Raw genomic sequence first — 12768 nt, 5'->3', positions numbered from 1 at the left:
TAATGCAACTCTCCGCGCCGAGGATCGTCCGTGCGGTTTTCGACCAAGGTTGTGCAGCGTCCGTCCCGTCACCAGGATCGGGAGATCAGTCATTGGCTCGCTGCTTGCCTTCCAATAGGGTTGGTAGCGCACAATGATGTACGCGATAGTCGCCCGCGTAAGGCGTTCAGTGGTCGGGGCGAGGAGACGTCCAGCATTCTGGGCAGTGTAAGGAAACAGATAGTGGGCGCCGCAAATCACCCATCGCTGCTTAACGATCAGATCGACCGGCGAGCGGGGCCCGATGTGCACTCGCAAATTCTATCCGCTTATTTTTTGTCCTTGCCTGCGGAGTTGCCCGTTATATGTTCAAGATGGATCGCGAGCTGCGTGAGCCATTCGCGCTTCTCCTTATCGTATCTGTGCCGGTTATAGACGCCCGCGACACCCGGCAGCACGTGGCCGAGAACAGCCTCGGCCACCTCGTGCGGACACCCGAGAGCAGCCAGCATAGTTCGGGACGTGCGGCGCAGATCGTGCGGCGCCCAGTGTGACACAGGTAGTTGCGGTCGCAACGTCTGGCTCGGCTTGAGCGAGTAGGGTTGGTGCGCCCATACAACGGCCTGCACGCTCTTCTGAGGTATATGGCGACTGTCGGCAGTCGGAAACAAGTAGCCTTTCCCGTATAGTCCGAGCCGACGCTGGACAATCTTTTCCGCGCGCCCGGCCAGCGGCACACGATGGTCGGTAGCGGACGCCCGGTTCTTGTTCTTGGTCTTTGCCTTTGGAATGGTCCACCACAAGCCGTCCGACTCTTTCGACATTTCCTTGCCTTCCATCACAACTATTTCGCCGCCGCGCAGCCCGGTCCATAGGTACATGGTCAGCACGTCGGAGATCGTTTCTGACAGCTTCGACAGCCACGGGATGAGAGTAGCCAGTTCGTCTTCGCTGAGCACGCGCTTGACGTTCTCCACCTTTCCGCCGCGTTTTCGCCCCACGCTTCTCAGTTTGCCGCGCATGACCTGCCGCCACCAGTTTGGGGTCTCCTCTGGAATGCGGCCCGCATCCAGCGCGTAATCCCATGCTGCGCCAAGCTCGGAACGCAGAATGGCAGCGTTCCGCGGCGCCTGACGCTCCCCATCGAGCAGGTCGAACGCCTGTTTTCGCGTGACCGACGCGGCGGCCAGGCCGGCAATCGGGGCGATCTTTGCCATGATGCGCCGACGGGACTGCGCGGCGCCGAGCGAATCGCGGTACCGTTCAATATGACCCGTGAGGAAATCCTCACACAGTTTTCGCACCGTGTATGATTCCGGCGTCGCAGCTATCACAGGCTGGTTCGATGCCTTGCGTGTGAGAACGGGGTCTTCGCCAGAGTCGCGGCGCGTCCGGATTTCTTGCCAGTCGGCTATCGCGGCAGCGTAGGACGTTGCTGGCCACTCTCCCAGCTTCTGCTGGCGCATCCGGCCGTCGACGGGCGACTTGAACCGGTAGGTCCAACTGCGCCGCGATGCAGTCGCTTCCAGACGAAGGCCCGGGAACGCCTCGAAGGTGATGTGGGTACCAGGTTTGAGCTGTTTCGCGGCCTTGGCATCAAATCGCATGGTCGGCGTAGGTTTTAAGCGAGTCAGAGTAAAAAGCTACGCCAATGTCTAGAGTTTTGCAACTTGGAGATGACCGTAGATACCTCTTGCGGCGTAGGTTGCGGATGCAAAAGCCCTTATGTGAAGGGCCTTTGATGAAGAAGTGCCCCGCGTGACGAGCCTCTCGCGGGATGATGAAGGAAAAGCCCTTGATGCTCGCAGAACAACGTCATCAATACATCCTGGCGCAAGTCGCCAAAACCGGCGCGCTGTCGGTCGCTGAGCTGGTGCGCGAACTGAACGTGTCGCGCGAGACCATTCGCCGCGATCTGAATGCGCTGGCCGGCCGCGGTCTGCTGGTCACCACCCACGGCGGCGCGCTCTCAAGCGACCGGCGCGAGCCCGATCTCGATACGCGCGAAGCCGCGAATGCCGGCGCGAAGCGCGCCATCGGCGAACGCGCGGCGGAGTTCGTGCCGGACGGCGCGTCGCTGATCGTCGATTCGGGCAGCACCACGCAGGCGGTGGCACGGGCGCTGCTGGACCGGCATCGCCTGACGGTCTACACGAACGACTGGCGCATCGCGCTGCTGCTCGGCCGGCGCAACGACAATCGCGTCACGCTGCTGGGCGGCGAGCTGTCGGATATCGAAGACGCCACCTTCGGCCTCGACACCGTGCATCAGCTCACGCAGTACCACGCGGATTTCGCGTTCATCGGCGCGGGCGGCATTTCGCCGGACGGCTATCTGACCGACTACAGCCGCATGGCCGCCGAGGTGCGCAGCCGCATGATCGCCGCCGCCGACATGGTGGTGATCGTCGCCGACCATTCGAAGTTCGGCCGCGTGACGCCGGTGCGCATCAACGGGATCGAGTCGGCGCGTTATCTGGTGACGGAGCTGGCGCCCGAGCGCACACTCGGCAAGGCGATCGCGGCGCACGGGCCGGAAATTCTGATTGCCTGATAGCGCGGTCGAACTGCCAGGCGCTGTCTCGCTGGTGGCTGTGCCGCGAGGCTGCTCTCAGTTCAGCCTCGCTGCCTATCTCACCCGAATGCCCAGCCGTACGAGCGTGCGATCGATCGCCGCGACCGCGTTGCGCAGATCGTCCGCATCGATCGCGCCGATGCAGCCCACGCGAAACGTCTCCACCTGCGTCAGCTTGCCGGGATACAGCACATAACCTTCTTCCCGCACCGCCGCATAGAAATCCGCGAAGTTCCACGCCGGATCGCGCGGCGCGTGGAACGTGACGATCACCGGCGCCTGAACGTCGGCTGGCAGAAACGGCTCGAAGCCGAGCGCTTTCATTCCGCTAACCAAGGTCGCGCAATTCCGCGCATAACGCGCGCCGCGCGCCGGCTGGCCGCCTTCGGCCATGAACTGATCGAGCGCCTCGCGCAACGCGGCGACGACATGCGTGGGCGGCGTGAAGCGCCACTGCGTCGTTTTCTGCATATACGCATATTGATCGTGCAAATCGAGCGCAAGCGACGGCGAACGTCCCTCGCCGCGTTCGAGCTCGCTGCGCCGCACAATCACGAAGCCCATCCCCGGCACGCCTTCGAGACATTTGCCGCTCGCCGAGATCAACGCGTCGATACCGCCGCGCCGTAAGTCGATCGGCAACGCACCGAACGAACTCATCGCATCGACGATCAGACGCTTGCCGTGGCGCTGACATACCGCGGCGATATCGTCGAGCGGATTGAGCAGACCGGCGCTGGTTTCCAGGTGAACCAGCGCGACGTGGCTGATGCGCGAATCGCTATTGAAGGCATCTTCGACGGCGGCGGCGCTGGCCGGTTGATCCTCGCGCAGCGCCAATTCGACATAGGCGAGCCCCATACGCTGCAATATCCGGATCAGACGGGCACAATACGCGCCGTTGTTCGGCACCAGCACACAGCCTTGACGCGGCACCAGCGTACCGATGGCCGCTTCGACCGCGAAGGTCCCGCTGCCTTGCAGCGGCACGCACACGTAGTCGGTTTCGCCATGCGCGATGGTCACGAGATCGGCGCACACGCTGAGCGTCATGCGATTGAAAGCGGCGTCCCACGAACCCCAGTCGCGCAGCATCGCCTCGCGGGTTCGCAATGACGTGGTGAGCGGCCCCGGGGTCAGCAGGATCGGGTCGTTGGCAGGGTTCACGCGGGCCTCCGTCGGAAGGGGGAAATTGACGGTTGAAGGATCGTCGCCCGCACGGGTCGACGAAACGACGATTTGGATATTATTGGCGAATTGTGTCATTTTTTGGAATTCGCCAGAATCGTCATGGCGTTGTCACGGAAACCTGTGATCCTTGCATGGCCCGTTCAGGCATGGCAGTGCAGCGCGAGTACCGTAGGTGGGCTGTAAGTCAGGCTGAAGAGGAAGCGGCAAAGTTGTCGGCAATCTGCAATGTGCGGATCCGGGCACGACAGCTGGCTGCGGGCAACACGCATGCGGCGCGGCGCTACCGCCGTTCAATCACAACAGGTATCGGGACATCCCGACCGTCTGGTTTTTTGCCTTTCGGAGAGAGCGACATGACAAAGACGAATTCCCTTCACGCCACCACCGGTCTCGCACGCAAGCTGTTGCCGGCGCTGGTCGCCGCGGCAGCGTTCGGCGGCACGGCCATTCAGGCTCACGCGGCCGACGCCGTGGTCCTGTACACCGCCGACGGCCTCGAAAACCTTTACAAGGATGTGCTGCCGGCCTTCGAAAAGAAGGAAGGCGTGAAGGTCAACATCGTCACGGCGGGTAGCGGCGAAGTGGTGAACCGCGCCACCATCGAAAAAGATCAGCCGAAGGCCGACGTGCTCGTCACGCTGCCGCCGTTCATCCAGCAAGCGGATCAGAGCGGTCTGCTGCAGGCGTACCAGAGCGCCAACTACAAGAACGTGCCGGCCATCGCCAAGGCGCCGAACGGCGCGTGGGCGACCTTCGTGAACAACTATTTCTCGTTCGCGATCAACCCGGAAGTCACGAAGACCCAGCCGAAGACGTTCGCCGATCTGCTGCACCCGGATTTCACGGGCAAGATCGCTTACTCGAACCCGGCCACGGCCGGCGACGGCATGGCTGTCATCATCCTGACGTCGTCGCTGATGGGTGAAGACAAGGCGTTTGATTACTTGAAGAAGCTCGAAAACAGCGCCAAGTTCCACACCAAGGGCACGGGCTACCTCGACGTGCTGCTGTCGCGCAACGAAATCGCGGTGGCCAACGGCGACCTGCAAATGGATCTGGACGACGCGGCCAACGGTGGCCTGTCGCTCAAGCCGGTGTTCCTCGCGGCCACGGCCGGCGGCCAGCCGACCACGTTCCAGTTGCCGTACGCGATCGGCCTGATCAAGAACGGTCCGAACCAGGCGGAAGGCAAGAAGCTGATCGACTACCTGATGTCGACGGACGTGCAATCGAAGGTGCCGGACATCTTCGGTATTCCGGGCCGCTCCGACGTGCCGCTCGCCGGTAAGAACGGCGAAGCCGTCAAGCAGGCGATCGCCGGCGTGAAGCTGATTCCGGTGGACTGGAATCAGGTGATGGCGAAGAAGGCCGACTGGACGGCACGCTGGAAGAACGACGTGATCGGTTCGTCGGGCAAGCAGCTCGACGTGGTCAAGCCGAAGTAAGCCGTGATTCGCCGCGCGGCTGAACCGCGCGGCTGAGGTAGCCGCGCCGTTGAAGCGGCAACGCAACGCGGTCGAAGCAACAGCAATGGCAATAGAGTCAGGCGGCGCCTCCAGGTCTCCCGGGGCGCCGCGTCAGCATTAATCTTGTTGGAGGATGAACCCGGTGAATACGGCCAGTCTTGCTCACCCAGGCGCACGCGGCGCCTCACCGGACGCGCTCGACACCGCGCGTTCGACTACTCCGGGCGGCGTGCAGATCGATCATCTGACGGTGCGCTTCGGTTCGCGCACGGTGCTCGACGATCTGTCGTTGACCATTCAGCGCGGCGAACTGCTCACCGTGCTGGGCCGCAGCGGTTGTGGCAAGACCACCTTGCTGCGTTTCATCGCCGGGTTTATCGAAGCGGACGGCCTGTCCGGCACGCTGACCGTGGCCGGTCACGACCTCACGCACGTGCCGCCGCACAAGCGCAATCTGGGCCTGCTGTTCCAGAGCTATGCGCTGTTTCCGCATCTGTCGGTGTTCGATAACGTCGCGTTCGGTTTGCGCGCGCGCCGCACGCCGTCCAAAGACGTTGCACGGCGCGTGGCCGATGCGTTGAAGCTGGTGCAGCTCGGTGACGCCGGCCACGTGATGCCCGCGCAACTGTCGGGCGGCATGCAGCAACGCGTGGCGCTAGCTCGCGCGCTGGTGATCGAGCCCGACGTGCTGCTGCTCGACGAACCCCTTTCCGCACTCGACGCCAATCTGCGCGCGTCGGTGCGTTCCGAATTGAAGGCATTGCACGAGCGCCTGCCGAATCTGACGATCGTCTGCGTGACGCACGATCAGGACGACGCGCTGGTGCTGTCCGACCGCACGCTGCTGATGCGCGAAGGCCGCATCGCGCAACTCGGCACGCCGCAGCAGTTGTACGACACGCCGAACGACGGCTTTGTGGCGCGCTATCTGGGCGCGGCCAATCTGCTGCCGCCGCAGGTCGCCTTCGGCATGGGCGACGTGCGCTACAACGAACGCGACCGGGTCGCGTGTTTGCGTCCGGAAGCGTTGCGCATCGTGCCGCTCGGCGAAGGTCAATTGCACGGCGCGATCACCTCGGTCGAATGGTATGGCGCGGTGTTGTCGGTATCGGTCCTGCTGGACGCCATGCCCAACGAACCGGTGCTGGTTCAGATGCAGCGCGGCCACGGCATGATGCCGGAGAAGGGCGCGCGTGTTTCCCTGCATTACGAGGCTGACGATGTCGTCCTTATCAACCCCTGATACGTCCGATTCGCTCGGCGCGGCGGCCGCCGCCGATGCCGCCGCGGCCCGCCGCCGTGCCAGCGCCGCCTCGCACACGGCGGCAGTGAAGCGGCGCGAGCGCATGGCGCAGTGGCACCTGCTGTTCATCGCGGTGGTGGTGCTTGGCCCGCTGGTGATCTATCCGCTGATTCGCCTCGTGCTGCTGAGCCTGACCGGCGCCCACGGCTTGAGCGTGCAAGCGTATGCGCAGTTCTTCGGCAATCCCGAAACGCGCGGTGTGATCGGCACGACGCTGTGGATTCTGTTCGCGAGCGCCGGGCTGGCTTCGCTGCTCGGCGTGGCGCTGGCTTCGCTGCTGTTTTTCAAGCCGTTTCCGGGCGCGCGCATGGTCACGCGTTTTCTCGAACTGTTCGTCGCGTTCCCGTCGTTTCTGGTCGCGTTCACGCTGATCTTTTTGTACGGCTCGCAAGGCTCGGTCAGCATCGGCTTGCAGCGGCTCTTTCACTTGCAGGCGCCGCCGCTCGACTTCCTGTTCGGCGTGGGCGGCGTGATTCTCGCGGAAGTGGTGTTCTACGCGCCGTTCGTCGTGCGTCCGACTTTGGCTTCGTTCGCCACGCTCGACATGCGTCTGATCGAAGCCGCGCGCAGTCTCGGCGCGAGCACCTGGATGGTCGCGTTCAAGGTGATCCTGCCGCTCGCGTGGCCGGGTATCGCGGCCGGCACGATCCTGTGCTTTCTGCTTACGTTGAACGAGTTCGGCATTCTGCTCGTACTCGGCAGCGCGCATCTGATCACGCTGCCGGTGGCGATCTATAGCTCGGCGACCGTCGATCTCGATCTGCCGACCGCCGCCGCCGGCGCGGTCGTGATGCTGATCATGTCTTTGTCGCTGTACGCGTTGTACCGCCAGGTCAACCGTCGCAAGGTGAAAGGAGCGGGCCATGGCCGTTGAACTCGATCCGACCGTTTTGCCGGTCATGCACAAGAAAGCGCGGCCGGTGCGCCGCAGTCTGCTCACGCGCATGCTCGGCGGGCTGTTTCTCGGCTTTGCCGCGCTGCTGTGTTTCTGGCTGTTCGTGTTGCCGGTGCTGGTCGTCGCGCTGTCGAGCGTGGCCGCGCACTGGTCCGGCACGATCCTGCCCGACGGCTTCAGCATGCGCTGGTTCGAACGCCTCGGGTCGAGCGACTTCGACGCGCTTTCCACCAGCCTTGAAATCGGTATGGGCGTCGCGGTGCTCGGCACGATTCTCGGCCTGTGGCTCGCGCTGGCGCTCGAAGGGCGCGACCGCCGCGGCCTCGGCGCCGTGGTCGACACCATCGCGATGATGCCCAACGGCGTGCCGAGCGTGGTGCTCGGACTTGCCGTGCTGATCGCGTATCACAAGCGGCCGCTCGATCTGTCGAGTTCCGCGGCGATCGTCGTGTTCGTGCAGCTCGCGCTGGTGCTGCCGTTCTGCTACCGCTGCGCGGCCGCCGCGTTGCGCCCGGAGCTGACGATTCTGCGCGAAGCGGCCGCGAGCCTCGGTGCGCCGCCGTCGATGGTGTTGCGTCGCGTCGTGCTGCCGCAACTGGTGCCGGCCATCCGCGCCAGCCTCGCGCTCGGCTTCGCACTGTCGCTCGGCGAACTCGGCGCCACGCTCACCGTGTACCCGCCGGGCTTCGCGACGGTGCCGATCGTCGTCGTCGGCCAGGTGGAGCGCGGCTACTACCTGCCGGCCTCCGCGCTGTCGCTGATTCTGCTGATGGTCTCGCTCGCCGCGTTGCTGTTGATCGCCGCGCGCGTGCCGCGTCGCCGGGCGGACTGACGAAACTCTTTCGGGAAGCGTGCCGGCGTACCGCCGTCGCGCGTCGGCACATTTCGATGTGGCAAAATTTGTCAAAATGACCGAATATATGCAAACGTCTTCAGTCGATCCGATCGACGTGGTGCGCAGGCATTCGTTGACCACGCTGGTGCGCGACGAAATCGAACGGCACATCGTCGAAGGCGCGCTGACACCTGGCGACAAACTCAACGAAGCCGACTGGGCCGCGCGTTTGCAGGTGTCGCGCGGACCGGTGCGCGAAGCGTTTCGCGCGCTGGAGCAGGCCGGCCTCGTGCGTACCGAGAAAAACCGCGGCGTGTTCGTGCGGACGGTGTCGCTGGCCGAAGCGGATGAGATTTACGCGGTGCGCGCGGTGCTTGAAGAAGCGGCGTGCCGCATGCTGGCGGCGCGTATCGACGCTCGCATGCTCGCGGTCTTGCGCGACTGGCTCGACGCGATGCGCGCGGCGCTCGACACGCACGATCACGACGCGTACGCGCGCGCCAACGTGGGGTTTCACGATGGGCTGGTGGCGGCGTCGGGCAATGTGAAGCTGTACGAGACGTATCGCAGGCTGGTCAGCGAATTGAGCCTGTTCCGGCGTGCCGCGCTGGAGGTGCACGCGAGCGCGATGGAGCGCTCGCTGGCCGAACATCGCGCGATTCTTACGGCGCTCGCGTCGCGCGACGCCGAGCAGGCCGCGGCGCTGATGCGTGCGCATGTGAGCGGCGGCCAGCAGCGCGCGCATGCGGCGTGCGAGGCGGTCTGCGAAGTGACGGGGCCGTCGGCGTCGAGTGAGTGAAAGTCGTGGCAACTTGAATACAACGCGCCTGGCGCGCACGCATGGAAGGCAACGATGGCAGACGCAAACCTTAACGCAAGCCCCAACGCAAACCTCAGTGCAAGCGAACGGACGATCGACGTGAACGGCCGCCGTTACCGGCTGCCCCGGCAACCGACGGTCGTGGTGTGCGTCGACGGCTGCGAGTTCGATTACCTCGAAGCAGCGGTGGCGGCCGGCGTCGCGCCGTTCATCGGCACCATGCTCAAAGGCGGCGCCGCGTTCAAGGGCGACTGCGTAATCCCGTCGTTTACCAACCCGAATAATCTGTCGATCGTCTGCGGCGTGCCGCCGTCGGTGCATGGCATCTGCGGCAATTACTTCTGGGACCCGGAGGCGAACGGCGGCGAGGGCGCGGAAGTGATGATGAACGACCCCGCCTATCTGCGCGCCGGCACTTTGCTGGCCGCCGCCGCGGAAGCGGGTGCCGCCGTCGCCGTGGTCACCGCGAAAGACAAACTGCGCCGTCTGCTCGGCTGGCAGCTGAAAGGTATCTGCTTCTCGGCGGAGAAGGCCGACAAGGTCTCGCTCGAAGAAAACGGCATCGGCGAAGTGCTCGATCTGGTCGGCTTGCCGGTGCCGGACGTGTACAGCGCGGGCCTCTCCGAGTTCGTGTTCGCGGCCGGCGTGCGACTCGCGCAAACCCGCAAGCTCGATCTGATGTATCTGTCGACCACCGACTACATCCAGCACAAATGGGCGCCGGGCACCGAAGGCGCGAACGCGTTCTACGCGATGATGGACGGCTATCTCGCCAGGCTCGACGCGCTCGGCTGGGTGATCGGCCTGACCGCCGACCACGGCATGAACGCCAAGCACGATCCGCAAACCGGCGAGCCGAACGTGATCTATCTGCAGGACGTGCTGGACGACTGGCTCGGCGACAGGACCGCTCGCGTGATCCTTCCGATCACCGATCCGTACGTGGTGCATCACGGCGCGCTCGGCTCGTTCGCGACGATCTACCTGCCGCGCGAGGTCGACGCCGCACAGGTGATTGCACGGATCGGCCGTTTGCAAGGCATCGAAGCCGTGCTCGACAACCGCACCGCGTGCGAGCGGTTCGAGCTGCCGAACGACCGTGTCGGCGATATCGTCGTGGTCGGCACGAAGCATGTCGTGCTCGGCACGCGGCGCGCCGAGCATGATCTGTCCGGGCTGACGGTGCCGTTGCGGTCGCATGGCGGCATCTCCGAGCAGGAAGTGCCGCTGCTGTTCAACCGGCGTGTCGACGGCTTACCGTCAGGCAGTGGCGGCAAGCGACTGCGCAACTTCGATATCTTCGACGTCGCTTTGAATCGCGTGTCGTCATCATGAACGCGACGCTGCGGGACCATCCGGCTTTTCGGGCGGAAGCGCTGCGGCTTAAAGGCGAGCGCGCGCTGCGCTCGCGCACGCTCGACGTGTTCGATCCCTATACCGGCACGCGCGTGGGCACCGTGCCGCTGGCCAGCGTCGACGACGTACGCGCCGCGTTCGAGTACGCCGCGGCGTATGACGCGAAGCTCACGCGCTATGAGCGCTCGCAGATTCTCGAACGCGCGGCCGCGTTGTTGCGTGAGCGAACCGAGCAGGCGTCGGACCTGATTTCGCTCGAATCCGGTTTGTCGAAGCAGGATTCGCGCTACGAGATTGGACGTGTTGCGGACGTCCTCAAGTTCGCGTCGATCGAAGCCTTGCGCGACGACGGCCAGAGCTTTTCCTGCGATCTGACGCCGCATGGCAAACAGCGTCGCGTGTTTTCGCAGCGTGAGCCGCTGGCGGGCGTGATCGTTGCGATCACACCGTTCAATCATCCGATGAACCAGGTCGCGCACAAGATCGCGCCGGCGATCGCGACCAACAATCGGGTGCTGCTGAAGCCGTCGGAGAAGGTGCCGTTGTCGGCGTTCTATCTGGCCGACGTGCTGTACGAAGCCGGCTTGCCCGCGCCGATGCTGCAGGTCCTGACCGGCGATCCGCGCGAAATCGCCGACGAACTGATCACGCATCCGCTGGCCGAACTCGTTACGTTCACCGGTGGCGTGGCGATCGGCAAATACATTGCGGTGAAGGCGGCGTATCGGCGCGTGGTGTTGGAGCTGGGCGGCAACGATCCGCTGATCGTGCTCGAGGACGCCGACCTCGAACGCGCCGCGACGCTTGCCGTGCAGGGCTCATATAAGAACTCCGGGCAGCGTTGCACGGCGGTCAAGCGAATGCTGGTGCAGAAGAGCGTCGCGGCGCAATTCACCGATCTGGTGGTCGAGAAAACGCGGGCGTGGTCGTTCGGCGATCCGTTCGATACGGCGAACCAGATGGGCACCGTGATCGACGTGGCTGCCGCGCAGCTTTTCGAAACGCGCGTGAACGAGGCGGTCGCGGCCGGTGCGCGGCTGCGGCTCGGCAATCAGCGCAATGGCGCGCTGTATTCGCCGACGGTGCTCGACGGCGTCGATCCGTCGATGGCGGTGGTGCGTGAGGAAACGTTCGGGCCCGTGTCGCCCATCATCACGTTCGACACGCTCGACGACGCCATTCGCATCAGCAACGGGACGGCGTTCGGGTTGTCGTCGGGCGTGTGTACGAACCGGCAGGACGCGATCACGCGCTTTATCAACGAATTGCGCGTGGGCACCGTCAACGTGTGGGAAGTGCCCGGCTACCGGATCGAGCTGACGCCGTTCGGCGGCATCAAGGATTCCGGACTTGGCTATAAGGAAGGTGTTCAGGAGGCCATGAAGAGCTTTACCAATCTGAAGACCTTCTCATTACCGTGGGAGTAAGACAGTGGCTTTGAGTTTGAACGACATCCGCTCGCTGTTCGAGCAGTACGGCAAGATTGCCTACAGCGGCGAGCCGGTGACGCAGTTGGAGCATGCTTTGCAGAGCGGTGCGTTGGCGGAACAGGCGGGCGCCGGCGAGGAACTGGTCGCCGCGGCGTTTTTGCATGACTTGGGGCATCTGCTCAATCTGCAAGGAGAAACGCCGACCGAGCGGGGCATCGACGATCTGCATCAGTATTTCGCGCTGCCGTTCTTGCGGCCGGTGTTGTCGGACGCGGTGCTGGAGCCGATCCGCCTGCACGTCGACGCCAAGCGCTGCCTGTGCGCGATCGACGAGACGTACTTCGGGCAACTGTCCGCGGACTCCGTGCGAAGTCTGGAACTGCAGGGCGGCATCTTCAGCCGCCAGGAAGCCGACGCTTTTCTGCGGAAGCCTTACGCAGAAGACGCATTGCGTTTGCGCAGATGGGACGATCTCGCGAAGGAAGAGCATCGCGCGACGCCGGACCTCGATCACTATATGAACGTGGTCGAGCGAGTGATGAACCGGAGTTTGACTGCTTGACTGCATGGGGCCGTGAGTGTTTTCTCCACGGCCAGTGTGGTGTCGGGACTTATCTCTTTGCGCCAATTCTGGCGCGATCCATGCAGATCAAAATAACGCTTGCAAGGCCCTGCGCGGGTCGCTAGAATCTCGCTCTTTCGTGCTTCGGACACCGGGGCACGGGAGGCGGGAGAGCCAGCAATGGCAAGGGTTTCAGCGAAGTGAACGGGTTCGGAAAGTTAGAAAAACCTGTTGACGACGCAGCGAAAGTTCTTCATAATCTCGTTTCTCTGCTGCAGATGCAGCGACGCAGAACGAAGCAGTGCCGGTAGTTGTGATGTTGACGACGCGGGTGCGGCTCCGGTAGTGAATGCGTA

11 protein-coding genes are annotated in these 12768 nt (G+C 63.9%); 9 read left to right on the top strand and 2 right to left on the bottom strand.

What is annotated here, in order from left to right; all coding sequences use genetic code 11:
• Positions 1 to 308: 308 nt before the first annotated feature.
• Entirely contained in the window at positions 309 to 1586 is a 1278-nt protein-coding gene (locus B0G83_RS36630) for an integrase family protein (protein WP_105512151.1), read from the bottom strand.
• A 191-nt stretch (positions 1587 to 1777) separates the two neighbouring features.
• Here B0G83_RS36630 and B0G83_RS36625 point away from each other — a divergent pair, with 191 nt between their 5' ends.
• A complete protein-coding gene (locus B0G83_RS36625) occupies positions 1778 to 2533 on the top strand; it encodes a DeoR/GlpR family DNA-binding transcription regulator (RefSeq protein ID WP_105512175.1) in 756 nt (251 codons plus the stop codon).
• Between the two features lie 75 nt (positions 2534 to 2608).
• Here B0G83_RS36625 and B0G83_RS36620 read toward each other — a convergent pair whose 3' ends face one another.
• Positions 2609 to 3721, bottom strand: a complete 1113-nt coding sequence (locus B0G83_RS36620; protein WP_258168496.1) for a 2-aminoethylphosphonate--pyruvate transaminase — start codon at positions 3719 to 3721, stop codon at positions 2609 to 2611.
• Positions 3722 to 4098: 377 nt separating this feature from the next.
• Between B0G83_RS36620 and phnS the strand changes: the two genes are divergently transcribed.
• The 8 genes from phnS (at position 4099) to B0G83_RS36580 (ending at position 12412) form a co-directional block, all read left to right on the top strand.
• Complete coding sequence (gene phnS / locus B0G83_RS36615; RefSeq protein ID WP_105512149.1) at positions 4099 to 5190, top strand: 2-aminoethylphosphonate ABC transporter substrate-binding protein; 1092 nt, start codon at positions 4099 to 4101, stop codon at positions 5188 to 5190.
• 163 nt (positions 5191 to 5353) lie between these two features.
• On the top strand, positions 5354 to 6454 hold the full coding sequence (phnT, locus tag B0G83_RS36610; RefSeq protein WP_105512174.1) for a 2-aminoethylphosphonate ABC transport system ATP-binding subunit PhnT: 1101 nt from the start codon (positions 5354 to 5356) through the stop codon (positions 6452 to 6454).
• Complete coding sequence (locus B0G83_RS36605; protein ID WP_105512148.1) at positions 6432 to 7388, top strand: 2-aminoethylphosphonate ABC transporter permease subunit; 957 nt, start codon at positions 6432 to 6434, stop codon at positions 7386 to 7388. Before phnT ends, B0G83_RS36605 begins: the two co-directional genes overlap by 23 nt.
• A complete protein-coding gene (phnV, locus tag B0G83_RS36600) occupies positions 7378 to 8241 on the top strand; it encodes a 2-aminoethylphosphonate ABC transport system, membrane component PhnV (protein ID WP_105512147.1) in 864 nt (287 codons plus the stop codon). Before B0G83_RS36605 ends, phnV begins: the two co-directional genes overlap by 11 nt.
• A 76-nt stretch (positions 8242 to 8317) precedes the next feature.
• The gene (locus B0G83_RS36595; RefSeq protein WP_105512146.1) at positions 8318 to 9043 is read left to right on the top strand and encodes a phosphonate utilization associated transcriptional regulator; all 726 of its coding nucleotides are present in this window, start codon (positions 8318 to 8320) and stop codon (positions 9041 to 9043) included.
• A gap of 54 nt (positions 9044 to 9097) precedes the next feature.
• A complete protein-coding gene (gene phnA, locus B0G83_RS36590) occupies positions 9098 to 10399 on the top strand; it encodes a phosphonoacetate hydrolase (RefSeq protein WP_105512145.1) in 1302 nt (433 codons plus the stop codon).
• A complete protein-coding gene (phnY, locus tag B0G83_RS36585; RefSeq protein ID WP_105512144.1) occupies positions 10396 to 11847 on the top strand; it encodes a phosphonoacetaldehyde dehydrogenase in 1452 nt (483 codons plus the stop codon). Before phnA ends, phnY begins: the two co-directional genes overlap by 4 nt.
• Before the next feature lie 4 nt (positions 11848 to 11851).
• Complete coding sequence (locus tag B0G83_RS36580; protein ID WP_105512143.1) at positions 11852 to 12412, top strand: phosphonate degradation HD-domain oxygenase; 561 nt, start codon at positions 11852 to 11854, stop codon at positions 12410 to 12412.
• Positions 12413 to 12768 lie beyond the last annotated feature (356 nt).

The sequence above is a fragment of the Paraburkholderia sp. BL21I4N1 genome, assembly GCF_002973525.1.
GTDB lineage: Bacteria > Pseudomonadota > Gammaproteobacteria > Burkholderiales > Burkholderiaceae > Paraburkholderia.
Note: the sequence above shows the minus strand (reverse complement) of the source record. Positions and strands in the feature narration are given on the sequence as shown.